General features: G+C 62.8%; 21 protein-coding genes, 1 tRNA gene and 2 pseudogenes. 13 read left to right on the top strand and 11 right to left on the bottom strand.

Annotation, left to right across the window (positions count from 1 at the left end; genetic code table 11):
• Positions 1-38 precede the first annotated feature (38 nt).
• From BRAS3843_RS30220 to BRAS3843_RS30210, 3 genes are read right to left on the bottom strand one after another with little or no spacing between them, the layout of a single operon-like run.
• Entirely contained in the window at positions 39-863 is an 825-nt protein-coding gene (locus tag BRAS3843_RS30220; RefSeq protein ID WP_008972962.1) for a substrate-binding domain-containing protein, read from the bottom strand.
• Positions 864-896: 33 nt separating this feature from the next.
• Positions 897-1619 (bottom strand): ABC transporter ATP-binding protein, encoded by a 723-nt coding sequence (locus BRAS3843_RS30215; protein ID WP_008972961.1) that lies wholly within the window; start codon positions 1617-1619, stop codon positions 897-899.
• A 3-nt stretch (positions 1620-1622) separates the two neighbouring features.
• The gene (locus BRAS3843_RS30210; protein ID WP_008972960.1) at positions 1623-2315 is read right to left on the bottom strand and encodes an ABC transporter permease; all 693 of its coding nucleotides are present in this window, start codon (positions 2313-2315) and stop codon (positions 1623-1625) included.
• A gap of 87 nt (positions 2316-2402) precedes the next feature.
• Here BRAS3843_RS30210 and BRAS3843_RS30205 point away from each other — a divergent pair, with 87 nt between their 5' ends.
• On the top strand, positions 2403-3287 hold the full coding sequence (locus tag BRAS3843_RS30205; protein ID WP_008972959.1) for a helix-turn-helix transcriptional regulator: 885 nt from the start codon (positions 2403-2405) through the stop codon (positions 3285-3287).
• 115 nt (positions 3288-3402) lie between these two features.
• A complete protein-coding gene (locus tag BRAS3843_RS30200; RefSeq protein ID WP_035983304.1) occupies positions 3403-4584 on the top strand; it encodes an ABC transporter substrate-binding protein in 1182 nt (393 codons plus the stop codon).
• A 173-nt stretch (positions 4585-4757) separates the two neighbouring features.
• Here the strand turns inward: BRAS3843_RS30200 and BRAS3843_RS30195 are convergent, their stop codons facing one another.
• Positions 4758-5750, bottom strand: coding sequence for a TAXI family TRAP transporter solute-binding subunit (locus BRAS3843_RS30195; protein ID WP_008972957.1), 993 nt, complete (start codon positions 5748-5750; stop codon positions 4758-4760).
• A gap of 104 nt (positions 5751-5854) precedes the next feature.
• On the opposite strand from BRAS3843_RS30195, the gene BRAS3843_RS30190 reads away from it, so the two are divergent.
• Both BRAS3843_RS30190 and BRAS3843_RS30185 read left to right on the top strand, forming a co-directional pair.
• Positions 5855-6826, top strand: a complete 972-nt coding sequence (locus BRAS3843_RS30190) for a tripartite tricarboxylate transporter substrate binding protein (protein WP_008972956.1) — start codon at positions 5855-5857, stop codon at positions 6824-6826.
• Between the two features lie 166 nt (positions 6827-6992).
• Positions 6993-7068: transfer RNA gene (locus BRAS3843_RS30185), tRNA-Ile, on the top strand.
• A gap of 411 nt (positions 7069-7479) precedes the next feature.
• On the opposite strand, the gene BRAS3843_RS30180 is transcribed toward BRAS3843_RS30185, so the two are convergent.
• Positions 7480-8163, bottom strand: a complete 684-nt coding sequence (locus BRAS3843_RS30180; protein WP_008972955.1) for a TetR/AcrR family transcriptional regulator — start codon at positions 8161-8163, stop codon at positions 7480-7482.
• Between the two features lie 114 nt (positions 8164-8277).
• On the opposite strand from BRAS3843_RS30180, the gene BRAS3843_RS30175 reads away from it, so the two are divergent.
• From BRAS3843_RS30175 to BRAS3843_RS30155, 6 genes and pseudogenes are all read left to right on the top strand, one after another.
• Positions 8278-9171: an NAD(P)/FAD-dependent oxidoreductase gene (locus BRAS3843_RS30175; protein ID WP_008972954.1), complete on the top strand. Its 894-nt coding sequence runs from the start codon at positions 8278-8280 to the stop codon at positions 9169-9171.
• Between the two features lie 56 nt (positions 9172-9227).
• A complete protein-coding gene (locus BRAS3843_RS30170; RefSeq protein ID WP_008972953.1) occupies positions 9228-9605 on the top strand; it encodes an antibiotic biosynthesis monooxygenase family protein in 378 nt (125 codons plus the stop codon).
• A 19-nt stretch (positions 9606-9624) separates the two neighbouring features.
• Positions 9625-9881, top strand: a pseudogene (locus tag BRAS3843_RS42360) (NAD(P)/FAD-dependent oxidoreductase); the annotation flags it as partial.
• Positions 9882-9905: 24 nt separating this feature from the next.
• A complete protein-coding gene (locus BRAS3843_RS30165) occupies positions 9906-10379 on the top strand; it encodes an isoprenylcysteine carboxylmethyltransferase family protein (RefSeq protein WP_008972952.1) in 474 nt (157 codons plus the stop codon).
• A gap of 32 nt (positions 10380-10411) precedes the next feature.
• A complete protein-coding gene (locus tag BRAS3843_RS30160) occupies positions 10412-11212 on the top strand; it encodes an SDR family oxidoreductase (protein ID WP_008972951.1) in 801 nt (266 codons plus the stop codon).
• A gap of 179 nt (positions 11213-11391) precedes the next feature.
• On the top strand, positions 11392-12255 hold the full coding sequence (locus tag BRAS3843_RS30155; protein WP_008972950.1) for a methyltransferase domain-containing protein: 864 nt from the start codon (positions 11392-11394) through the stop codon (positions 12253-12255).
• 626 nt (positions 12256-12881) lie between these two features.
• On the opposite strand, the gene BRAS3843_RS30150 is transcribed toward BRAS3843_RS30155, so the two are convergent.
• From BRAS3843_RS30150 to BRAS3843_RS30135, 5 genes and pseudogenes are all read right to left on the bottom strand, one after another.
• On the bottom strand, positions 12882-13676 hold the full coding sequence (locus BRAS3843_RS30150) for an adenylate/guanylate cyclase domain-containing protein (RefSeq protein ID WP_035983299.1): 795 nt from the start codon (positions 13674-13676) through the stop codon (positions 12882-12884).
• Positions 13677-13842: 166 nt separating this feature from the next.
• Positions 13843-14520 (bottom strand): cupin domain-containing protein, encoded by a 678-nt coding sequence (locus BRAS3843_RS30145; RefSeq protein ID WP_008972948.1) that lies wholly within the window; start codon positions 14518-14520, stop codon positions 13843-13845.
• Positions 14521-14580: 60 nt separating this feature from the next.
• Positions 14581-15381, bottom strand: a complete 801-nt coding sequence (locus tag BRAS3843_RS30140; RefSeq protein WP_347379593.1) for an FAD-dependent oxidoreductase — start codon at positions 15379-15381, stop codon at positions 14581-14583.
• A gap of 144 nt (positions 15382-15525) precedes the next feature.
• Positions 15526-15669 (bottom strand): annotated as a pseudogene (locus tag BRAS3843_RS42605) (FAD-dependent oxidoreductase); the annotation flags it as partial.
• An 85-nt stretch (positions 15670-15754) separates the two neighbouring features.
• Positions 15755-16525, bottom strand: coding sequence for an SDR family NAD(P)-dependent oxidoreductase (locus tag BRAS3843_RS30135; RefSeq protein WP_008972946.1), 771 nt, complete (start codon positions 16523-16525; stop codon positions 15755-15757).
• 240 nt (positions 16526-16765) lie between these two features.
• On the opposite strand from BRAS3843_RS30135, the gene gcvA reads away from it, so the two are divergent.
• Positions 16766-17680: a transcriptional regulator GcvA gene (gene gcvA, locus BRAS3843_RS30130; RefSeq protein WP_008972945.1), complete on the top strand. Its 915-nt coding sequence runs from the start codon at positions 16766-16768 to the stop codon at positions 17678-17680.
• Between the two features lie 251 nt (positions 17681-17931).
• Complete coding sequence (gene mgtA / locus BRAS3843_RS30125) at positions 17932-20505, top strand: magnesium-translocating P-type ATPase (protein ID WP_244425508.1); 2574 nt, start codon at positions 17932-17934, stop codon at positions 20503-20505.
• A 53-nt stretch (positions 20506-20558) separates the two neighbouring features.
• Here the strand turns inward: mgtA and BRAS3843_RS30120 are convergent, their stop codons facing one another.
• On the bottom strand, positions 20559-21398 hold the full coding sequence (locus BRAS3843_RS30120) for a DUF1194 domain-containing protein (protein ID WP_008972943.1): 840 nt from the start codon (positions 21396-21398) through the stop codon (positions 20559-20561).
• A 555-nt stretch (positions 21399-21953) separates the two neighbouring features.
• On the opposite strand from BRAS3843_RS30120, the gene BRAS3843_RS30115 reads away from it, so the two are divergent.
• Positions 21954-22958 carry an MBL fold metallo-hydrolase gene (locus tag BRAS3843_RS30115; protein WP_008972942.1) on the top strand — a complete coding sequence of 335 codons (1005 nt, stop codon included), beginning with the start codon at positions 21954-21956 and terminating at the stop codon, positions 22956-22958.
• The last annotated feature ends 49 nt before the right edge of the window (positions 22959-23007 follow it).

The raw sequence follows: 23007 nt of genomic DNA, 5'->3' as shown, positions 1-23007 counted from the left end.
CGAAGATCGAGCGAGCGTCAACGACTCCCAACTACTGATCAAGGCTTCGCGTTCGGAAAGAACAGCTGCTGGCCGTCGATCTTGTAGTTGGCGATCGCGCTTTGGCCGTCCGGCGAGATCAGCCAGTCGACGAAGGCCTGCCCGTCTTCCTTCTTCACATGCGGGAATTTCTCCGGGTTCACCAGCATGACGCCATACTGGTTGAACAGATGGGTGTCGCCCTCGACCAGGATCGCGAGATCGCCGCGGTTCTTGAACGAGATCCAGGTGCCGCGATCGGAGAGCACATAGGCGTTCATTGCGCTGGCGGTATTGAGCGCTGCGCCCATGCCCTGCCCGATCTCGCGGTACCACGGCCCCCTCTGCGCAGTGATGTCGATGCCGGCGTCCTTCCAGAGTGCCAGCTCGGCCTGATGGGTGCCGGAGCGGTCGCCGCGTGAGACGAAGGGCGCAGCCTTGGCGGCGATCGCCTTGAACGCCGCCAGGATGTCGTTGCCCTTCACAGCCGCCGGATCGCTGCTCGGTCCGATCAGCACGAAGTCGTTATACATCACGTCGTAGCGCTTCACGCCAAAGCCTTCGGCCAGGAACTTCTCTTCCTGCGGCTTGGCGTGGACGAAGACCACGTCGGCATCGCCGCGCCGCGCGGTGTCGAGCGCCTGTCCCGTGCCTTGCGCGACCACCTTCACGTCGATGCCGGTCTTGGCCTTGAACAGCGGCAGCAGATAGCCGAACAGGCCGGAATCCTGGGTCGATGTGGTGGAGGCGACCACGATCGAGCGGTCCTCGGCGCTCGCAGGCGCAAGTGCGGCCCAGGCCGCGACCAGGCTGACGACGAGGAGAGAGGCGAAGCGAGAGCGCATCACGATAGCCTTCTTGATCTTGATGATGAGCGTTCAGAGCACGAGATCGCCGCGGATGAACGCCGCGGCTTCCGGCGTTACTGGATCGTCGAGGAAATCGATCACGAGACTGCGTTCCCGCACCGCGCCGCGCACCATGAAGATCACGTCGCCGGCGAGCCTGCGCACCTGGCCAAGATCATGCGTGCTCATCACGATCTTGATGCCGGACTGCGCCGCGGTCAGCACGATGTCTTCCAGCGCACGTGTCGCGGCCGGATCGAGGCTTGCGGTCGGCTCGTCCAGGAACAGGATTTCGGGATTGCGTGCCAGCGCGCGCGCCACGGCCAGCCGCTGCTGCTCACCGCCGGATAGCCGTCGCGCCGGACGTTCGGCAAGATCCGCCAGGCCAACCCGCCCGAGCAGCTCGGCGATGCGCGCGGGACGTTCGGCGCGCGGCACACCGGCTTGGCCAAGCGCGTAGTCCACATTGGCGGCGGCGCTTCGCCGCAGCATCACCGGTCGTTGAAACACGAAGGCGCGCCGCGCCGGCGCACTGACCTCGCGCCCGCCCCAGAAGACGTGCCCTTCGCTCGGGCCCACCAGGCCCATGCACAGCCGCAACAGGCTGGTCTTGCCGGAGCCGTTGGGACCGACGATCAAGGTCGGGGCACCCGGTGTGATCCGGAGGCTGACGCGGTCGAGCAGCGTGGTGGCGCCGACCCGCAGCGACACCTCGTCAAGAACAAGCGGCAAGTCGCTCGAGGGCGCACGCATGATCTAACCCGCCTGCCGTTCCGACCAAGCGCGCATCGCCCAGGCGGCTGCGTTGATCGCCACCACGATGGCAAGAAGGACGAGTCCCAAGCCCAGCGCGAGCGGCAGATTGCCCTTGGAGGTCTCGAGCGCCACCGCCGTGGTCATGGTGCGCGTGAAGCCATCGATATTGCCGCCGACGATCATGACGGCGCCGACCTCGGCGGCGGCGCGACCGAAGCCGGCCAGCAGCGCCGTGAGCAGGCTATAGCGCGCGTCCCACAACAGCGTGGTCACCCGCCCGACCGGACCGACCGCCATCGCCGCGAGCTCATCGCGATATTCGACCCAGAGGTCGGCGATGGTCTGGCGTGTCAGCGCCGCGATGATCGGGATGATCAGCACGGTCTGCGCGATCACCATCGCACTCGGCGTGAACAGGATGCCGAGCTCGCCGAGCGGACCCGAGCGCGACAGCAACAGATAGACCGCCAGCCCCACCACCACCGGCGGCAGACCCATCATCGCATTCAGCGCGACCACGACCGCCTCGCGACCGGGAAAACGGGTCAGCGCCAGCCAGGCGCCGAGCGGCAGGCCGATCAATGCTGAGAACGCGACGGCGGCGAGGCTGACGATCAGCGACAACCGGACGATCGCGAACAACGTCGCGTCGCCGTTCGCAATCAACTCCCAGGCACTGCCGTGATCCGTCATCCGCTGCTCCGGATGGTCTTGTTCGGCACAGATTCCAGACCCTGTCAAATAATTGAAGAGGACCAGAAATATGCATATAGGTGCAGGATGGAGTTCCTCACCACCAGCGAAGCAGCCGATTACCTGCGCCTGGGCGAGCGCAAGCTCTATGAATTGGTGACATCGGGTGCAATCCCCTGCAGCAAGGTAACGGGGAAGTGGCTGTTCCCGCGCCACGAGCTCGACCTTTGGGTGCAGGCCGGCATGGCGCGGCCGCCTGGCATGCCGGTGGCCGACCTACCGCCAATCGTTGGCGGCAGCCAGGACGATCTGCTCGAATGGAGCCTGCGCGAATCCGGCTCGGCGCTGGCCTCGCTGAACGAGGGCACGATGCGCGGCGTCGAACGGCTGCAGCGCGGCGAGGTGATCGCGACCGCTATCCACTTTCACGGCGGCGAGCCGGGCCAGGATGACGCCAACGTCGCAGCCGTCAGGGCGATGCCGGGGCTTTACGACGCGGTGCTGGTCGGGGTTGTCAGGCGGGAACAGGGGCTGCTGGTGGCGCCGAGCAATCCGCGTCACCTCGCGAGCTTGGCCGACGTGCTTGCCTCCGGCGCGGTCGTCGCCATGCGCCAACCCGGCGCAGGGGCGCAGCTGCTGCTGGAATCGCTGCTCGCTCGCGCCGGCGCCAGCCTGAAGGATGTGAAGCGAGGCGAGCCGCCCTGCCTCACCGGCCCTGACCTGGCTGCGGCGATCCGCAATGGCAACGCCGATTGCGGCATCGCGACGCGCGCAGCGGCCAAGGCGGCCGGGCTCGATTTCGTGCCGCTCACCTGGGAGAACTTCGATCTCCTGATGCGGCAGCGCAGCTACTTCCGTCCGCCCATGCAGGCGCTGATCCGCTTCCTGGCGGAGAAGCGCACCCGGGAACGCGCCACCGAACTCACCGGCTATGATACCTCTCCCGCCGGACAGATCCGCTTCGCGGCCTGATTGACTGACGCGGCAGGTTCACTGCACAAAGGGACGACCGGCCGAAAGAGCCGGACACATCGGGGAGGACGGATTGCCAATCATCGACGTCGAACGAGCGAGCAAAGCCGCGCTGATGGCCGCGGCCGTGCTCTTGATAGCACCAACAGCGCGCGCCGAGATTTCCGACGGCATCGTCAAGATCGGTGTGCTCTCCGACATGAACGGCCCGGCGTCGACTCCGACCGGACAGGGCTCGGTCACGGCCGCACAGATGGCCGTCGACGATTTCGGCGGCAAGGTCCTGGACAAGCCGATCAGCGTCATCGTCGGCGACCATCAGCTCAAGGCGGATATTGGCGCAGCGATCGCCCGGCGCTGGTACGACACCGAACAGGTCGACCTGATCGTCGATGTTCCGGTCTCCGCGGTCGGATTAGCGGTGCAGACCATCGCCAACGAGAAGAAGCGGCTGTTCATCACCCAGTCGACCGGCGCGGCCGATTTCCACGGCAAGTTCTGCTCGCCCTACGCCATGCAGTGGGTGTTCGACACCCGCGCGCTCGCCACCGGCACCGCCAAGGAGGTGGTGAAGCGCGGCGGCGACAGCTGGTTCTTCATCACCGATGACTACGCCTTCGGCCATTCGCTGGAGCGTGATGCGTCGAGCGTCGTGACCTCCAATGGCGGCAAGGTGGTGGGCTCGGTGCGGCCGCCCTTCGCCACGCCAGATCTATCGTCCTTCATCCTGCAGGCGCAGGCCTCCAAGGCCAGGATCATCGGCATCGCCGCTGGGCCCCCGAACAACATCAACGAGATCAAGACCGCGGCCGAATTCGGCGTGATGAAGGGCGGCCAGCAGATGGCGGCGCTGCTGGCGCTGATCACCGACATCCATTCGCTCGGCCTGCCCGCGGCGCAGGGCCTGCTGCTGACCACCTCGTTCTACTGGGACATGGACGACAAGACCCGCGAATGGTCGAAGCGCTATTTCGCCAAGATGAACCGGATGCCGACGATGTGGCAGGCCGGCGTCTATTCCGCCGTCACGCATTATCTGAACGCGATCAAGGCCACAGGCAGCGACGACCCGCTCGCGGTGGCGGCGAAGATGCGCGAGACGCCGGTCGAGGATTTCTTCGCCCGCCGTGGCAAGCTCCGTGCCGACAATCTGATGGTGCACGATCTGGTGCTGGTGCAGGTCAAGTCGCCGGAGGAGAGCAAATATCCGTGGGACTATTACAAGATCCTGGCGACGATCTCCGGCGAGGACGCATTCGGCCCGCCCGATCCGGCGTGTCCGCTGGTGAAGAAGTGACGCTGGCGCAGCGGTGAAGGTACCGTCCCCGCCTAAGCGCGCAATTGCGCGCGAGACGCGGGGACTGATAACGACCGGCGGCGACGATGGAGAGAAGGCAGCGCGATCAGCGTCACGCGCCAGAACCGGCATCACGCGGTCTGGGTCCCGGCGTTCGCCGGGACGACGGCGTGCTATTTGGCGGCGCCAATCTCCTTGAAGTACTTCAGCACACCCGGGTGAATGAGATCGACACTCGGCGCGGCCGCAACCGTATTCGCGGCCGTGGTCTCGCAGGCCTGTGCCAGCGTCTGGCATAGCGTCGTTTCCGCACCGTGCAGCGTGCGGGCGAGACGATAGGCGACGTCATCCGGCAGGGTCTCGCGCACCAGGACGAAGCTCCAGGAGCCGAGCGACGCGATCGGTTCGCGCTGCCCCGGATAGCTGTTCGCCGGCACCGTCAGCGGCTTCAAGAAGCTGTGCTTGGCGCGCACCATTGCGATCTCGTCCGCCGAAGGCGCGATGAAGCGCGCGCCGCCGGCACTGTTCGCCATCGCGACAAAGCCCGGCCAGCCGATGCCCGCGCCCCACAGCGCCGCCGCGCGACCATCCTGCACCATGGCCGGCCCATCGCCGGCGCGGTCGAGATAGATCGCCTTGAAATCCGTATCCTGCTTCAGGCCGAGGCCGTCGAGGATGTAGCGCGACATGATCGGCAGGCCGGAGCCCTTGGCTCCGAACACGACGGTCTGCCCGACCAGATCGCGAATGGTCTTGTAGGGGCCGTCGGCGCGCACCACGAACAAGCCCGGACTGGAAAAAATCGCGGTCAGGATCTTCAGCCGCGTCGGCGGCCGGTCGATGCCCATGAAGGCCTGATAGGCCGGCTCGCCCGCGACCAGCCCGAGGTCGAGCTCGCCCTGCTCGAGCAGCGGGATGTTCTCATTGCTGCCCTTGGTGTTACGCGGAACGATCTCCAGCGACGGATCGCCCGCATTCATGGCTTTAGCAAAGGCATCGCCGTAAAGCGGGAAGCCGCCGCCCGGTGTGGCGGTTCCCAGGCTGATCGTGGCCTTGCTGGTTGTGGCGCTGGTGATGGCGGTCTCTCCCTGTTGCGCTGCAGCGCTGCCGCCGAGCAGCGCAAGGATCATGTAGAGGGTTATGCAAACGACACCGACACGCCTCATGATCCACCATCCGCTTTCCGCGACAGCGAGCTTGTAGGCAACGGCGCCGCTTTATGGAAGCATGAGCCCGATCACAACGACAAGAGTTTCGAGGAGGAAGACCGATGAGGAGATCGCGTGCGATTCTGTTCGGCCTCGTTGTCCTGATCGGCATCACCTTGCGGCCGCTGCCGGCCGCCGCCGGCTATCCGGATCATCCGGTGCGCTGGCTGATCGGCTTCGCGCCGGGCGGTCCGGTCGACGTGGTCGCGCGCATCATGGCGCAGTGGCTGTCCGACCATTTCGGCCAGCAATTCGTGGTGGAGAACCGCACCGGTTCGGGCGGCAACATCGCCGCGGCGGCCGCGATCAATTCGCCGCCCGACGGCTATACGCTGCTGTTCGTCGCGCCCAACAATGCGATCAGCACCTCGCTCTACAAGAAGCTGTCCTACGATTTCCTCCGCGACACCGTTCCGGTCGCCAGCATCATGCAGCTCACCAACATGCTGGTGGTCAGCAATGCGGTGCCGGCAAGAACGGTGCAGGAGTTCATCGACTATTGCCGCGCCAATCCCGGCAAGATCTCCTATGCCTCCTCCGGCAACGGCACCTCGGTGCACATGTCGGCCGAGCTGTTCAAGGCAATGACCAAATGCGACATGCTGCACGTGCCCTATCGCGGCTCGGCGCTCGCCTTTCCCGATATCATCTCCGACAAGGTGCAGCTGATCTTCGACAACCTGCCGAGCGCGCTGGAGCAGGCCCGCGGCGGCAGCGTGCGCGCGCTCGGCGTCACCTCGCCCCAGCGCTGGCCGACGGTGCCGGACGTGCCCGCGATTGCCGAGACCATTCCGGGCTACGAATCGGTCGGGTTCTACGGCATTTCGGCACCCAGGGGCACGCCGGCCGAGATCGTTAGCATCCTCAACAAGGCCGTCGAGGAGGCGCTGAAGGACCCTAAACTGGTGGCGCGGCTGGCCGAGACCGGCGGCATCCCGCGCGCCATGGCGCCGGAGGAGTTCGGCAAGCTGGTGGCTGACGAGACCGAGAAATGGCGCAAGGTGGTCGAATTCGCCGGCGTGTCGGTGGATTGACGTGCCGGGCCGTTGCGGCCGTGGTTCGGCCCGGCGGCGGCATTGCGGGATCGCCGCCCACACTGTAAACGAGGCCGGCACCGTCGCCCGGTTTCCCCCGCCGGCAGCTGCCGATCGGCCCGTGCTGGTCCGCGGAGAGGCTTGATGCGGGGCGCCCAGCGTCGCGGGGCCTGTAGCTCAATGGTTAGAGCCGGCCGCTCATAACGGTCTGGTTGCAGGTTCGAGTCCTGCCGGGCCCACCAAATCAGTGGCTTACTTGTGCGGACACTTTGAAAACGACTCGATTTCCGCTTTAAGAACGACTCGATTTCGTTTTGAGAACGACTCGATCTCGGATCTCCCTGAAACGCCTGTCAAATTTCTCCTCGATTTTTTCGCCGAATTTGCGACCCGAAAAAAGTGAGGGGGTCTTTTCTCGTCGAGGGCTGTCCGCTGCATCTCCAAGGAAGATGGGTGCCGCCGATTGACCGGACGCCCCTTTTCTTCCCAACTGACAAGAGCAGGTGGGCGCGCGGGAATGATCGTGCGGACTGGTATCGCAACCGATAGTTCAACAAGCGTATTTTTCCGCGATCTTGTCACCAATCGAAGGCTCTTCAGCCTCCATGATTTCAACCGGTCCGGTTATTTTGACAACATCGGTCTCGCACGATTCAAATTTTGTCTTTTGACCTTGGGGCAGGCAAATATCCGCCCGCGTGGTCGTTGCCACCGTGCGCGGCGATGAACATGGCGACGGCCGACCGGCAATAGGATTCGATTTCGTTGTCGTCCTCTGCTCTCGCCTGATCGAAGCGTGCGATCATCAGGAGATCGGATCCTTTGAAAAGCGCGGCAAACAAGCGGGCGGACCGGAGAGGATCGGGCACGTTCAGAACCGCCTTCGCGTGCAACTGACGCAACAGGGCCTCGATTTCGGCGATGACATGGGCCGCGCCGGCTTCGTAATGGAGCTTGCTCAACGACTCCTGGTTCGTCTTGTCGGCCATGACCATGGCTTCGATACCGCGGACGTCTGATCTCAACAGCGTGCGAAGCAGTAATGATCCCACCGCCGTGAGCTGATCTTCGACCGAACTATCGACGCCTTCAAGAAGAGCCTGTGGTGCAAACAACTGATGGCAGCCGGCCGCCATGGCCGCGCTGAACAGCGCCTCCTTGTTCTCGAAGTGCCTGTAGATGCTGAGCTTGGATATCTTCGCCCGCTGCGCGACCTTGTCCAACGTCGTCGCTTGAAAACCCAACTCCACAAAGAGTTCGCGCGCGGCGTCGACGATCGTTTGGCCAAGCGCCTCGTTGACGGGCCGGCCCCGCCGACCCTGGCTGTTTTCGGTCACGACAATTCCAGTACTTGACAGTATTCCAATTCTTGCATTACGATACCATACAGTATCGGAATGTGCAAGCCAATGGGCAGGTTTCAGCCTGCCCTCCAAACGGAGCCCATCACCATGGATGACGTCATCATCATCGGCGGCAGCTTTGCCGGTCTCGCCGGCGCCCTGCAGCTCGGCCGTGCGCGCCGCAAGGTCACCGTTCTCGATACCGGCCTGCCACGCAATCGCTTCGCCGGCCACTCGCATGGCCTGCTCGGCCACGATCACAAGCCGCCGCTGGATATCCTGGCCGAGGCGCGGCAGCAGCTGGCGCGTTATCCCGCGATCAAGCTGGTTAGTGCCCGGGCCGAAAGCGTCTCCGGCGCGATCGACGATTTCTCCGTCCTCACGTCCGATGGCGAAAGCCTTCGGGCGCGTCGTCTGATCCTGAGCTATGGCGTCGCCGACCAGATGCCTGATGTTCCGGGCTACGCCGAAAGCTGGGGCACGTCCATCGTGCCCTGCCCCTATTGCGACGGCTTCGAAGTCGCCGGCCAGCATTGGGGCCTCGTCTGGTCCAGCCCGCAGTCGCACAATCAGGTCAGGCTGTTCCACGACTGGACCGACAAGCTGACGCTCTTCGCCGATGGCCACGACATTCCGCCCGATATCCGGGCCGATCTGGCGGACCGCAACGTACCTCTCGTCGATGGCCGGATCGTCGAGATCGCCCATCACAAGGGCCATATCGCCACCGTCAATCTTGATACCGGCCGCAATGTCGCGGTCGACATCCTGTTCGCCAATCCGCGCACCAAGCCGTCCGCAAGCCTGCATCAATCACTCGGCCTCGCTACCGTGGATACGCCCGTCGGCATCGTCCTCAAGGTCGACGAGCGCCGCCAAACCAGCATTCCCGGCATCTACGCCGCCGGCGACCTCGCCACGCCCTTCTTGCCCTCGGTCACCCAAGCATCATCGCAGGGCGCGATGGCGGGCATCTTCGCCCAGCAGTCGATGGTGATTTGAGAGCAAGCAGCATCGATCACGCCAGTTTCAATTTCACAATAGGCGGGAGCGCCACCATGGCCGACCAAAACCCATTCACGCCCTTAGACGATAAATTCCCGCTTCAGCGCCAACTCGGCATCGCGGCATCGCCAGTTGTCCTCATCAACCTCTTCACGGTCGATCTCGCCGACGAAGCAGGCTTCCTGGACGCCTTTACGGCGGCTGCCGGTATATTGACGAAGCAACCGGGCTTCATTTCTACCCAACTGCACCGAGCGATCGGAGATAGCCCCACCTACCTGAACTATGTGGTGTGGGAATCTACCGAGACGGTCCGTGCTGCCCTCACCGGTCCCGAGTTCGTCGCGAAGCTTTCGGCCTATCCGTCATCCGTCGTAGCCCGCCCGCACCTGTTCCAGAAGGTCGCCGTCCCCGGCTTTTGCACGGCCTGACTCCGGAAATGACGACTTTTGGGCCGACATGCTGACGTTCTTCGCCGATGCTCAGGACATTCCGCCCGATATCGGGGCCGATCTGGCGCGCCACTGGGCCTCGCCACGTCGATACGCCCCTCGGCATCGCCCCCAAGCTCGAACGGGCGCCGCGAAACCAGGATGCCCGGCATTTGCGCCGCGGGCGACCTCGCCAACCCCCTCATGCCCTCGGTCACCACGGCCTCATGTCAGGGCGCGACGGCGGGTATCTCCGCCCAGCAGTCGATGCTGGTTTGGGAGCACAGATTGGAGATGAGCATGGCCGTCGAACCGGACAGCGCGGGTGTGCGCTTCCCTCCGCCCTTCGTCTATCTGGGAGCGCTGCTGTTGGGGCTGGCGACGGAGCGGTTCGTCACCCCGCGCTCTTTCGGTATCGACTGGCGGTTGCTGGTCGCGACGGGCGCGCTGCTGTCCGTTGCCGGCGCGGCGATGATGCTTGCGGCGGCGGGTCTGTTCCGGCGGCTGGGCACCAACGTTTCACCGTCGCAGCCAACGACCCTCATCGCAACGACCGGTCCTTATCGGTGGACCCGCAATCCCATGTATCTCGGCATGGCGCTCATCTATGCCGGCCTTGCGATCGGCTTCGACGGGCCGATCGCCTTCGCCTTGCTCCCGTTGGTGCTGATCGCGATCCAGACGCAGGTGATCGCCCGCGAGGAGCGCTATCTCGAAGCCAAGTTCGGCGACGACTACCGCAACTACAAGGCCGAGGTTCGCCGCTGGCTCTGACTATTCCGCCGCTGCCGCTGAGGATTAGAACGATGTCGAAAGAACCAAGGAACAGCTTCGCCGGAAAATGGGCTCTGATCACCGGGGCGTCGAGTGGCCTCGGCCTTGAATTCGCAGATCTGCTGGCTGCGCAGAAAGTCAATCTCGTATTGGCGGCCCGACGGCAGGAGTCGATGGAAAAGCTTGCCGCCGATCTCCGCCGCAAATACGGGGTGGATGTGCTGGTCGAGGCGATCGATCTTGCCGCTCCCGGCGCGGCCAGCCACTTGAAAGGCAGTCTCGACGCGAGGTCGGTGACCGTCGACATCTTGCTGAACAATGCTGGATACGGCTTGCACGGCGACTTATTGGAAACGCCGATCGAGCGCACCGCGAACATGATCCATCTCAACATCACGACGCTCACAGAGCTGACCTATCTCTTCGGCTGCGATATGGCCAAGCGGCGATCTGGACATATCCTTCTCGTCGCCAGCCTCATGGCCTTCCAAGCCGTTCCCAGCTACGCGGCCTATGCGGCGACCAAGGCCTATGTACTCGCCCTTGGCGAGGCTCTGCACGACGAACTCCGCCCGCATGGTGTGGTTGTTACCACTCTCTGCCCGGGGCACACCGAGACGGGCTTCGACGCGGCAGCCGGCGCAACCACATCGGCCTTGCTGCGCCTCCTCACCATGCAGCCTCGTCCGGTCGCCGTGAGCGGCATTCGGGCGTTGTTGCAAGGAAAGGCGATGGTGATCGCGGGCCTGTCGAACAAGATGGCAGCCTTTTCAAATCGTCTGACGCCGCGATCAATGCAAAGGGCCACGTTGAAAAGAATAGTGGACGCTTAACTCCTTCCTGCGAAGGCCGACGATGCAGACGGGGCTTCGATTCCGGATCTGGTCGTTCCTCCCAAGGATCAGCGGAGAATGGATCGCTTCATCCCGTTCGCCCTGGCCGCTCGCTGGAGACGATGCGCGCTTTGGCATCGGACAGCTTAGTTAAGAACGAATGAGAACAAGGATGTGTCATGGCACAGCACAATGCCGATCGGGTCGCCGGCTGGAATGACCAAAGCGGGGAGCGCTGGGTTGCCCACCAGGCCAGGCTCGACGCCAGGCTGGCGGTGTTCGGCCAGGCCGCGATCGAAGCCGCAGCGCCCGCGGCGGGCGAGCGCGTGCTGGACATCGGTTGTGGCGCGGGCGCGTCGAGTCTGGCTCTGGCCGCCCGCGTCGGCGCGGGGGGCCAGGTGCTGGGCGTCGACATATCCGAACCGCTGATCGCCCGAGCGCGCGTGCTTGCGCCACAGGATACGCCGGTCCTGTTCCGCTTGGCCGACGCCAGCAGCGCCGAGCTGCCCGAACAGGCGTTCGACATCCTGTTCTCGCGTTTCGGGGTGATGTTCTTCGCCGATCCGACGGGGGCGTTCGCCCATATGCGCCGCGCGCTCAAGCCGGGCGGGCGGGTCGCTTTCGTCTGCTGGCGTGGCGCGGCCGAGAACGATTGGATGCGCCTGCCGATGGGCGCGATCAACGGTATCGTCCCGCCGACGGCGCTGCCCGATCCCGAAGCGCCCGGTCCATTCTCGTTCGGCGACCCGGGGCGGGTGGCTCGCATCCTGACGGCGGCCGGCTTCACCGATATCGCTATCGCGCCCTTCGATGCCTGCGTCCCGTTTGGCGAGGGCGCGACGCGGGACGCGGCGATCGATGACGCGGTGAAGATGTCGTTGGAGGTCGGGCCGCTGTCGCGCGCGCTTGCTGATCAGCCCGACGACATCCGCGCCCGCGCCTCGGCCGCGGTTCGTGCCGCCTTCGCGGGCCGCGCCGGCGAGCGGTCGGTGATGATCGACGGCGCGACGTGGATCGTCACGGCGCGCAATCCGGCAAGCTGATAGCGATTAGCAGGGGAGACGCCCCGCTCGGTGGAGGGGGGCGTCTTTGGCCGGTCAGCGGGACCAGATGAGGGCGTATTCGCCGGCGGTCTCGGAGAGTAGAGAGTTAGTTAGTTGGCCAATCGGTCAGGGTACGCAGACCTGGCGAGCCGGAGCGAATTCGATCGAGCGATCGCCGGCAACATCGTGCGAATACGGCTTTCAACTTCGTCCTGAGCCAGGGCTATCAGCGACTGAGCCGAAGCTGCCGGACCGGGCGCCCGCCGACATAAAAAACGGGGCAAATTCCGCAGCGCCTCGAACGACTTGCAGGATCGAGTCGTTTTCAAAACGAAAGCACCGCCGATCGAGTCGTTCTTAAGGTCAAGATCGAGTCGTTTTCAAGATGCAGGAATCAGCAAACTCAAGCACTTAGCCGAGTCGTTTTCAAAGTGTCCCCACATTACCCGGTACAGCCCGGTTGTTCCGCTGAGTTGTCCCACTGGAAACGCCCCGTGCGATCGCTCGGCGCTGCTTCGGTCGAGGGACTGCATTCTCACCTATGGTCTTCGCTCTCGATCATGAATGCGGTGGGGGCTCTCGCACGAACTGGCCGAGCAAACCAGTTGCCCACTCTGCAGAACACCTCAAGGTTCGACCCGATACAGGCGCCATCGCTTCGGCACGCCTTTGAGTTGATGAACGCCGCGATCCTTGAAGCGGATTCCAGACTGCGACATCAGATCCTTCACTGCGCTCGAGACGAGCACTTCGCCGGCACGCGCTTTCGCGGCGACGCGCGCGCCGATGTGAAACGCGAGACCCACGACCTCGGCTCCGCTCACTTTGTATTCGCCCGCATGAAGCCCCACCCTGATCTCCAGGCCCAGCGTGCGCACCGCCTCCTGGATCGCGGTCGCGCAACGGACCGCGGCAACCGGCGCCTTGAACGTCGCGAGCATTCCGTCTCCCGTCGTCACGACCTCCTTTCCGCGTAAGGTCTTCAGCTCTCTGCGGACCGCGGCGTAATAGTGACTCATCACCAGCGTCCAGCGGGAATCGCCGAGTCGCGCGGCTTTTTCTGTGGAGCGAACGATATCGACAAAGAGAATCGTCGCGAGCGCTTGTTCGAGTTCGGCGCCACGGCCGGCGGATTTGCGGCGGATCGCAATAGGTCCTGCCAGCGGCTCATAGCGATGGTTGCGTCGCCGCGCGATCGCGGCTTTTGCATAGTCTTTGGCACGCTCCGCCGTGCCGCACTTGATTGCTTTCACCCTCGGTGCAAGCGTCCAGTAGACCTTTCGCCCATCGCCGGCGCCATGGACCTCCACGGCGCCCCACTTCAGGAAAACCGTCGAGCCAACCCGTCGAACACACCATGCCTTTGACGTGTATCCGGAAACGTTCGACTGATGGACTCCGATGCGAAGAAACTTGGACATGAACGTGCGGCCGATCGAAAGACCGTTTGGGCATACCGACGGTCAAGCGTAGTCGGACATTTCCGTGTTGGCAACAGCCCTGCTTTGAGCGGCTGCCAAGCGTAGAGCCCGCGCTGAGCTATCGCCCCAGACTGAGATGCCTCCGCTCCCGATCACCCGACAGACTTCAAGGCAGTCGGCAGACGTCGGGATGAAGCAAGGGCGCGTCCTTCAACCAGAATTTGGCGCCGTCCGAGCCGGCGACGGCGCGCAGCGCGTTGCCAGCCGGCAAGCGGATCCAGCTTTGCGATGTCAGCATCTGATCGCCAATCGACAAGCTCCCCGCGAGAACGAGCGCTTCAAGCCCGCGTACATTGTTGATCATGATCGTCTCGTCGGGTGCCCAGCTCTCGAAACGTACGTTTTCGAATCCGTCGTCGAACAATTCAATCGCGCTCGCCGTGCCCGGTCTCGGCTTCATCAGACGATCCTCCGCGGGCCGCCACACGATCTGCTCACGATCGCCGTCCCGGAATTGCCAAAGCCGGACGAAGATCGTGCAGCCGTCCTTCGACGCGGGAACGTGCGAGGTCCCCGGAGGATTGCGGAAGTAGCTGCCGGCCGGGTAATCGCCGTGCTCATCCTGGAACACGCCGTCGAGAACGACGATCTCCTCGCCGCCGCCGTGCGTATGGCGGGGAAACGCGCTGTGCGGTGCGTATCGCACGATGGAGGTGGCGCGCGCCACCTCGTCACCGATGCGGAACAGCATCCGCCGATCGACGCCCGCCGCCGGGCTTGCTTTCCACGGGAGCTCCGCGGCGTGAACGATCACAGGAACCGTCAGATCATCATTGATACGCATGGCACCCCTCCTTTCGTGGTCAACGTGATTCTCAACTTGGTATGGCCGGATCTCATCTCGTCAGAGGTTTCCTTCGAATGAGGCTCGACCGCCGACGCGCGTCGTTCGCAGACGTGCGACTAGCGAAGCGGCGGCGCCTTCCGCTGCATGGACGGCACCGGCGAGATATCCCGGATCGCGAGCGCTCGTCTCGCTACCGGCTAGAACGATGCGGTCGCGCCATCCTTCACCGACCCATGGGCCACGATCCGCGACGGGATGAACGGCCGCGATTCGGTCCCGGTCCGTAGCCGTGAGGAGATCGGCCGCCCAATCCTTGAAGAGAGTAGCGCGAACGTCGGCGGTCTTCGAGTCGAACAGGAGAGCCAATTGCTGGATGCAGGACGCGATGATCGCGGCCTCTCCCAGCGAAGCGCGGTCTTCCGCGGATAGGCCGAGAAAGCCGAACAATGCGGCTTTGCCGGAGGCAGTCGTGGCATCGTGCACTTCGGCGAGCGGTCCCACCATGCTTTGCGCCGTGCCCGACAGACCCTTCTCAAGCCAGAATGGCCGGTCGTATAGCGCGAAGAACTTCGCATGCGGTGCCATCCACGTCGGCGTATCGCGCCAGCGTCGCGCTGACGTTTCATCAATTCGAGGGGTAAACGAGACGGTCGCTTCGAGCAGACGCGGCGGGAGCGCGAAGACGACTTGCGATGACCGGCAACTCTGTTCAGCGCCGCCAGCGTCGATGAAGGATAGCTCGACATCATCGCCGTCCAGCATCGCGCCAGTCACTCGAGCGTTGAGCTCGATATTCCCGCCCGGAAGGCCAGCGGCGAGCGCCGATACGATCGAGGCCGTGCCGCCGACGAGCCGCATGGAAGGGGACGCTCGGCCTACTCCCCCGAACCGCCGGGGAGCTTCAAGAGGCAGTCGATGGAAGACGATGTCACCGCCACTCTGCTGAGCGAAGCTGGCCAGTCCAAGGCCGTCGACGAGCCGACTGAAAGACGGCTGCACGTCGGGCCAGAACCAGGACGGACCGAGATCGAACCCATCGCACGAGGCTTGGCCCGACTCGTCGACCGACAGGATACGTCCGCCGAGCCTTCCTCGCGCTTCCAACAGTCGAAAATCGATCCCCGCACGGTGGATCAGATGGGCCACGGTCAGACCGGCAAGGCCCCCTCCGACGATCAGAACAGCAGCATACGATGACGACACACTGAATTCTCCCTAACTGCTGGTCCAATTATTGGCGGCCGGCGGTGACGCCACCGTCAACGGGAAGTATGGTGCCGGTGATCCAGGACGCCTGGTCAGAAGCAAGAAACAGAATGGCCTCGGCCACGTCCCGCGGTTGGCCATTGCGGCCGAGCGGATGGAAGGCGTCGAAGCTCGGAAGCACTTGCTTCACCTGCTCGTCGGACATGAAAGTATTGTAGACCGGAGTTTCCACGACGGCAGGCGCGACGGCATTGATGCGGATCTTATAGCGAGCCAGTTCGATCGCGAGATTGCGCACCATCGCATGAACGCCGGCATTGGCGGCGGAGTAAGCCGCCGAAGGCGTAGCGCCGATTGCCTGGATCGCCCACATCGAGCCCGTCTGGACGATGGCGCCACCCCTGTCCTTCATGGCTCTTGCTGCGGCCTGGGCCGCGAAGAACTTCCCCTTCAGGATCGTGTCGAGACACCAGTCGTAGTCCGCCTCGGTGAGTTCGAGGAAAGGCTTCGGGTTGAAAACCCCGGCGTTATTGACCAGGACGTCCAGCTTTCCGAAGCGGGAAACCGCAGCCCCCACCAACGCCGCGCCAGTTTCGGGATTGGCGATATCGCCGGCCGATATGATGACGTTCTCACCACTCGGATCGATCTCACGAGCGGCCGCCAGCAATTTCGCGGCATCGCGCCCGTTGATCGCGACCTTCGCGCCTTCGGCGAGGAAGCGCGCGGCGGCTTCCTTGCCGATACCTGAGCCACCGCCGGTGACGGCGACCACTTTTCCTTCGAAACGCATCATATTCCCGCATCTCCTCCGCGCATCTCTCGGCTTGCCGACCCCGGCCAGCGTCGGATGACGCCTCATCTAGAAGAAAAACTATTTGGTGCACTGGCCGCCGCCGAAGCAGGACACAATCCACATCTCGGCACCTCTGCCCTTTAAATAAGCTTCAAGCGGCTGCCGTTGACTGTTATTGACAGACGCGCAGCGCGTCGCAAATCTGAAGTTCTTTCCGCCCGCTAAAGAAAATCTTTTTGGATGAGATCACCGATCTATTTGAACGCGCTCCGTGCTTTCGAGGCCAGTGCCAGGCACGAGAGCTTTTCCGCCGCGGCATCGGAACTCAACGTGACGCCCGCGGCCGTTGGACAACTCGTGCGCAGTCTCGAGGAGTGGCTCGGGACATTGCTATTTCACCGAAGTCCCAGCGGGCGGGCCAGGCTGGTCATGACCGAGATCGCTCAGCGCGCGCTGCCGGACATACGCGCCGGGTTCGACCGCTTGAGTCTGGGCCTTGAACGCCTCAAGGAGGGCTCGGCAAACGGCGTGCTGACGGTTACGGTCAGCCCCGCCTTTGCGGCCAAGTGGCTGCTGCCGCGCATCGATCGCTTCCAGGCGTTATGGCCCGATACTGACGTGCGGCTCGATACCAGCCTCAAGCTGCTGGATTTCGTCGCGCAAGGGATCGATATCGGGGTGCGGTATGGCGCCGGGATTTGGCCCGGCTTGACTGCCGAAAAACTCATGGACGAGGAGATATTTCCGGTCTGCTCGCCGACGCTGTTGCGCCGGAACCGACGGCTACGGACGCCAGCCGATCTGGCCACTCAGACGCTCATTCATGATTTATCAGTGGATGCCCGAGCCGGTTTCGCGACATGGAGTACCTGGCTGGAGAAAGCCGATGCGCCGGATGTCGCAACGAAACGGGGATTGCGGATCAATAATTCGGCCGCGGTGCTGCAGGCAGCGATCGACGGACACGGCGTCGCGTTGGCTCGCAGTATCATGGCGCGTGACGACCTGGCGGCGGGCCGCTTGGTGCGGCTCTTTCCCAAGGTCGAGTTGGCCTCGGCGCTTGCATACTACGTGGTCTATCGTCCGGAGTGTGCCGCGTTGGCGAGACTGGTTGCCTTCCGCGACTGGCTCGTCGCGGAGGCGTCGACGGCATAGAGGCAGGCCGCTTTTGACCGGCGATCCGACCTCTATTCCTGCTCTCGCTCATTCGAGAGCGCGCGGACGAGCTGTAATATTTCCGTCATGCCGTGGCGACGCACTGGAGCGTCCAGCCTTTTGATCTCCCGCAAGATGGTGCGGCGCAATGATGATTGTATGGCTCTTGTCAATCTCTCAGCGGATACAACACCATGCACTTGCTGTCGAAGCCGATGAAGAAGATTGACCACCATGGCGCCGATGCAGCGGTGAACGGCGGCTGGCTTGCCGCAATGAGCCGCCTCGAGCCCGGCGAAGCCTGCACGGAGATGGGCTCGACACCGGAAGGGATGCTCGCTGCCGAAGCAGCAGCGCGGCTGAAGAAGGTTGGACCTAACCTCGTTGCGCGGGAACGCAAGCCAACCATCCCCGAGGAGATCTGGAATCGCGCGCGCAATCCATTGAACGCGTTGCTCCTGACGCTGGCCGTGGTCTCTTATTTCCTGGGCGACGTACGCGCTGCAATCGTGATTGCTGCGATGGTCGTGCTGGCGATTACAACAGCCTTCATCCAGGAGCACCGTTCCAACGAGGCTGCAGCCCGGCTGCGGGCCATGGTTCACACCACCGCCAGCGTCAGACGCAGACCCAGCCAATCGGATGATCCGTTCACCGAGATTCCTATCGATCATCTCGTGCCGGGGGATGTGGTGCGGCTCTCCGCCGGAGACATGATTCCGGCTGATCTGCGCCTGCTCGATGCCAGGGATCTGTTCGTCAATCAGGCCGTCCTGACGGGTGAATCCATGCCCGCCGAGAAGCACGGCAAATGCTGCACGTCAGAGCACGAGGACCCCCTCGACCTGCCGAATGTCTGCTTCATGGGAGCCAATGTTGTTTCGGGCTACGGCACCGGGGTGATCTTGCGAACCGGCCGAAGCACCTTCTTCGGCCAGCTTGCCCACGAGATTGCAGGCCGCCGCGTTCCGACCGCCTTCGACCAGGGCGTCAACAGGTTCACCTGGCTGATGATCCGCTTCATCCTGGTGATGGTCCCTGCCGTTTTCCTGATCAACGGCCTGACCAAGCACGATTGGCTGGAGGCGCTGCTTTTCGCGGTCGCGGTGGCCGTCGGCCTCACGCCCGAAATGCTGCCAATGATCGTGACGGTGAATCTCGCCAAGGGCGCGATCGCAATGTCGCGCAAGAAGGTGATCGTCAAGCGGCTGAATGCCATTCAGAATTTCGGGGCGATGGATGTGTTGTGCACCGACAAGACGGGCACCCTCACGCAGGATCGAATTATTCTCAAACGGCACATCGATATCGAGGGAAATGACTCGAATGAAGTGCTCCAATACGCGTTCTTGAACAGCCATTTCCAATCCGGATTGAAGAACCTCCTCGACAAGGCCGTGCTTGCGCACGCCGAACTCGATCAACGATTGCGGGCTGACGGAGGTTATTCGAAAGTCGACGAAATCCCCTTTGACTTCACTCGTCGGCGCCTTTCCGTGGTGGTCAGGCGCGATGGCACGAAGCATCTGCTGATCTGCAAGGGCGCGGTCGAGGAGATTTTCGCCGTCTGCTCGAACTACTCGCTGAATGGTGAGGTGGGCCGGCTCGACGAAACCCACTTTGAGACAGCCAAACAGCAGACCAGCGTCTTGAATTCCGACGGATTTCGTGTCGTTGCGGTGGCCTACAAGGAGATGGCCCCCTCGAAGACGGTGTATTCGGTCGAGGATGAGGCAGACCTGACGCTTCTCGGATACATCGCCTTTCTGGACCCCCCAAAGGAAAGCGCGAGGGAGGCCATCGCGGCGCTCGCGCGAAAAGGCGTTCAGATCAAGGTCCTCACCGGCGACAACGAGGTCATTACACGCAAGATCTGCCATGAGGTTCAACTGGAGCCAGGCGAAATTGTGCTGGGCAACCGTATCGGCCAGATGAGCGACGCTGAACTGGCCGAGGTCGCCGACTGCACGACGGTTTTCGCCAAACTGAACCCGGAGCAGAAGGAAAGAGTGGTGCAGGCCCTTCACGCCAAGGGACACGTCGTCGGATTCCTCGGCGACGGCATCAACGATAGTCCAGCCCTGAAAGTCGCTGATGTCGGCATCTCGGTGGACACCGCCGTCGATATTGCAAAAGAATCGGCGGACATCATCCTGCTCGAAAAGAGTCTCCTCGTGCTTCAGGAGGGCGTAACGGAAGGTCGCAAGATCTTCGCGAACATCACCAAGTACATCAAGATGGGCGCAAGCTCGAATTTCGGCAACATGTTCAGCGTGCTCGGGGCAAGCATCTTCCTGCCGTTCCTGCCGATGGCGCCGATCCAGGTCCTGACCAACAATCTGCTTTATGACTTCTCGCAGACGACGATTCCGACCGACAATGTCGACGATGAGTATGTGGCTCTTCCGCGAAAGTGGGACATCGGCAACATCTTCAAGTTCATGATCTTCATCGGACCGATCAGCTCGATCTTTGACTACGCGACCTACGGCATGATGCTCTTTATCTTCGATGCCTGGAATAATCCGCATCTGTTTCAAACCGGCTGGTTTGTCGAATCGCTTCTGACTCAGACGCTGATCATTCACATCATCAGAACCGCAAGGATTCCGTTCGTCGAGAGCCACGCAAGTCCTGCGCTCATTGCGACGACAGTGATCATCTGCACGATCGGCATGACGTTGCCCTTTACCTGGGCGGGCGCCGCCCTGGGCTTCGTGCCACTGCCGTGGGCCTATTGGCCGCTGGTGGGAGCCCTGCTGCTAACGTACGCAGTACTTACGCACTTTGTGAAAGTCTGGTTCACGCGAAGATGGGGCCTTTGACGGGTGTGCGTCGTGCGATCCAAGTTAGTCCAGCCGGCCGAGCGCTGGGCCCCCTAGCGTCCCCAACGATCCTGCCAGATCTTCTCGCCGATCGCGCAGCTGATGCGCGGCGCCTTTTCGGCGATCGGAACCATCCGGTGTCCGGGCGTCCTGTCCGCGACCTCCCGGATCAACTTGGCGCGGATCGCCTCCTTGAAATTATCGCGATCCTTGATCGGCACCACAAAAGAGCCCGGTCCGCCGACGACGCAATCCTCATAATACCAATCGAGATTGTCGATATCCATGGTCGAGTAGGATGGCTCCTTCACCATGACCGGCAAGCCATTGATGACGATGCCCTTCGCCAGCGCCTCATCGCGAACGGACGTGACCGGCGGACCGTTGTTGTTCGGGCCGTCGCCTGAAATGTCGATGACGCGGCGCAGTCCTCGGTACGGGTCCTGCTCGAACAGCGGCATCGCGAACAGGATGGCGCCCGAGATCGAGGTACGCGACCCGCGCCGGACCGGCGTCTGCAGGATTTCGTTTGCGATGGCGTCAGCCGTCTCCGGCCCCTCGATCACGCGCCAGGGAATGATGATCTTCTGGTCGCTGGACGCGGACCATTCGAAATAGGTCAGAGAAATCCTGGCGTTCGGCCCCGTCCGCAGGGCCTGCAAGAATTCCGTGGAGGTGATGGCCTGAGCATATCCCTCGCGCTGAACGGCGAGTTCGTCCAGATCCATTGAATAGGAGACGTCGACAGCAATGACAAGCTCAACATCCACCGGGGTCGCGGTTTGCTTGTCTGCTACTTCGGATCTTTGGCCCGGCGCCGCAACGCTCGTGATATCGGCGCCAGCAAGCATGCCAGCGACCAGCACCGTTCCGATCGAGATACACCGTCGCATAGTGGACCTCCGCATCTTGAAACGATGGTGACACGCGAGCTGCGCCGCTGCAAAGCGGAAGTTATGCTGCTCACGTTGAAGTTAATGGCAGTGCAGCCACAATCGTGGCGGTATTTCCAAACGCCCCGCACGCCCGCCGATAAAGCGCCCGAAGCGCCGTTCACCTGGGGTTGCGGTCCATCCATCACGAAAGGTGATGCCTGCCTCTGGTCAATGCACGAAGCAAGACGTAGCCATCTTCGTGTCCAATCTGGCTCCATCCAACCTGGCTCAACCCATGACGCAAAGGGCCAGCTGCTCGCGAAGCCAGATATGACCGGGCTCCTTGTTAAATCGCCGATGCCAGCTCGCGCTCAAGACGAAGCGTTCCATACTCTCGTCGATGAAACCGCGAAATCCGCCGCCATCGCCACGACGATGTGTTCGAGAGCGTCATATTCCTCAAATGTCTATACCTCGTATACGCGATATTGATTTCAAATTGATCCCGAGGTTCTGCATGAGGCGTGTGTGTCGCCATCACGCGGCAAGCGGATTTGAGGAGGACCCGGCGTCATGTTGGAGACTGTGTATCGGCATCACGCATGGCGGATCTCATGGCGGGCGGCGGCGTTGGCCTGCGGGCTTCTGATATGCGGAGGCCGCGGTCCTCTCCCGGTCAATTCGGCCTCAGCTGCGGCCCCCTTTGCGAAGGTTGCGGCGCCGGGCTTCTTTCGCGCGATGTTGGGTCGCTTCGAAATCACCGCTCTTTATGACGGAGCGCAAGCTGTCGACCTGGTCAAGCTCCTCGATGAGCCCCCGACCAATACCGAAGTCGCCCTCAAGAGTGAGTTTCTGGAAAATCCCGTTCCGACATCCGTCAACGCGTTTCTCATCAACACCGGATCAAGGCTAGTTCTGGTGGACACCGGTGGAGCGGGATTCTTCGGCGGGCGGCTCGGCAAGCTCCAATCGAACCTTCGCGCCGCGGGTTACGAACCGGACCAGATCGACGACGTCCTGCTGACTCACATGCACCGGGACCATATCGGAGGCCTGGTATTGAACGGTGCGCGCGCATTTCCGAATGCGATGATACACGCCGACAGACGTGAGTCGGACTATTGGCTGTCAAAGGACAATCTCGACAAGGCTCCGGACGGAGCGAAGGCCAGATTCCAAGGTGTGGTGGCCAGCCTCACGCCCTACATCGACGCCGGACGGTACCAACCGTTCGAAACCGACTCCGAAATCATCCCTGGAATCCGCTCGATCAGAAGCTACGGGCACACGGCGGGGCATACGGCCTACGCCGTCGAAAGTGAAGGGCAGCTTCTGTGGCTGACCGGCGATGAGATCGTAGCCGCTGCGGTACAGCTGGCAAATCCCGAGGTAGCGACCGCCTTCGATACGGACGGCGCTGCCGCCGCGGCGACTCGCGAACACATGCTTGAGAACGCCGCAAAGCAAAGGGCATTGATCGGAGCCGCGCATCTGCCCTTTCCCGGGCTCGGGCACATCGGTACGAGGGGTGCCGAATGGCAATGGGTGCCGCTGGACTATTCAGCCGCCGCTCCATGACCCGGCGCCGACATTGGCTGTCTATCGCGGCAGGAACGAAGATCGCTGC

This window comes from Bradyrhizobium sp. STM 3843 (assembly GCF_000239815.1).
Lineage (GTDB): Bacteria > Pseudomonadota > Alphaproteobacteria > Rhizobiales > Xanthobacteraceae > Bradyrhizobium.
This window is presented reverse-complemented; position numbering and strand designations above follow the sequence as displayed.

Excerpts from the sequence above, each read along its gene's own strand:
- BRAS3843_RS30220 (WP_008972962.1), bottom strand. The coding sequence starts at position 863 with ATGCGCTCTCGCTTCGCCTCTCTCCTCGTCGTCAGCCTGGTCGCGGCC.
- BRAS3843_RS30215 (WP_008972961.1), bottom strand. The coding sequence starts at position 1,619 with ATGCGTGCGCCCTCGAGCGACTTGCCGCTTGTTCTTGACGAGGTGTCG.
- BRAS3843_RS30210 (WP_008972960.1), bottom strand. The coding sequence starts at position 2,315 with ATGACGGATCACGGCAGTGCCTGGGAGTTGATTGCGAACGGCGACGCG.
- BRAS3843_RS30205 (WP_008972959.1), top strand. The coding sequence starts at position 2,403 with ATGGAGTTCCTCACCACCAGCGAAGCAGCCGATTACCTGCGCCTGGGC.
- BRAS3843_RS30200 (WP_035983304.1), top strand. The coding sequence starts at position 3,403 with ATGGCCGCGGCCGTGCTCTTGATAGCACCAACAGCGCGCGCCGAGATT.
- BRAS3843_RS30195 (WP_008972957.1), bottom strand. The coding sequence starts at position 5,750 with ATGAGGCGTGTCGGTGTCGTTTGCATAACCCTCTACATGATCCTTGCG.
- BRAS3843_RS30190 (WP_008972956.1), top strand. The coding sequence starts at position 5,855 with ATGAGGAGATCGCGTGCGATTCTGTTCGGCCTCGTTGTCCTGATCGGC.
- BRAS3843_RS30175 (WP_008972954.1), top strand. The coding sequence starts at position 8,278 with ATGGATGACGTCATCATCATCGGCGGCAGCTTTGCCGGTCTCGCCGGC.
- BRAS3843_RS30170 (WP_008972953.1), top strand. The coding sequence starts at position 9,228 with ATGGCCGACCAAAACCCATTCACGCCCTTAGACGATAAATTCCCGCTT.
- BRAS3843_RS30165 (WP_008972952.1), top strand. The coding sequence starts at position 9,906 with ATGGCCGTCGAACCGGACAGCGCGGGTGTGCGCTTCCCTCCGCCCTTC.
- BRAS3843_RS30160 (WP_008972951.1), top strand. The coding sequence starts at position 10,412 with ATGTCGAAAGAACCAAGGAACAGCTTCGCCGGAAAATGGGCTCTGATC.
- BRAS3843_RS30155 (WP_008972950.1), top strand. The coding sequence starts at position 11,392 with ATGGCACAGCACAATGCCGATCGGGTCGCCGGCTGGAATGACCAAAGC.
- BRAS3843_RS30150 (WP_035983299.1), bottom strand. The coding sequence starts at position 13,676 with ATGTCCAAGTTTCTTCGCATCGGAGTCCATCAGTCGAACGTTTCCGGA.
- BRAS3843_RS30145 (WP_008972948.1), bottom strand. The coding sequence starts at position 14,520 with ATGCGTATCAATGATGATCTGACGGTTCCTGTGATCGTTCACGCCGCG.
- BRAS3843_RS30140 (WP_347379593.1), bottom strand. The coding sequence starts at position 15,381 with ATGCGGCTCGTCGGCGGCACGGCCTCGATCGTATCGGCGCTCGCCGCT.
- BRAS3843_RS30135 (WP_008972946.1), bottom strand. The coding sequence starts at position 16,525 with ATGATGCGTTTCGAAGGAAAAGTGGTCGCCGTCACCGGCGGTGGCTCA.
- gcvA (WP_008972945.1), top strand. The coding sequence starts at position 16,766 with ATGAGATCACCGATCTATTTGAACGCGCTCCGTGCTTTCGAGGCCAGT.
- BRAS3843_RS30120 (WP_008972943.1), bottom strand. The coding sequence starts at position 21,398 with ATGCGACGGTGTATCTCGATCGGAACGGTGCTGGTCGCTGGCATGCTT.
- BRAS3843_RS30115 (WP_008972942.1), top strand. The coding sequence starts at position 21,954 with ATGTTGGAGACTGTGTATCGGCATCACGCATGGCGGATCTCATGGCGG.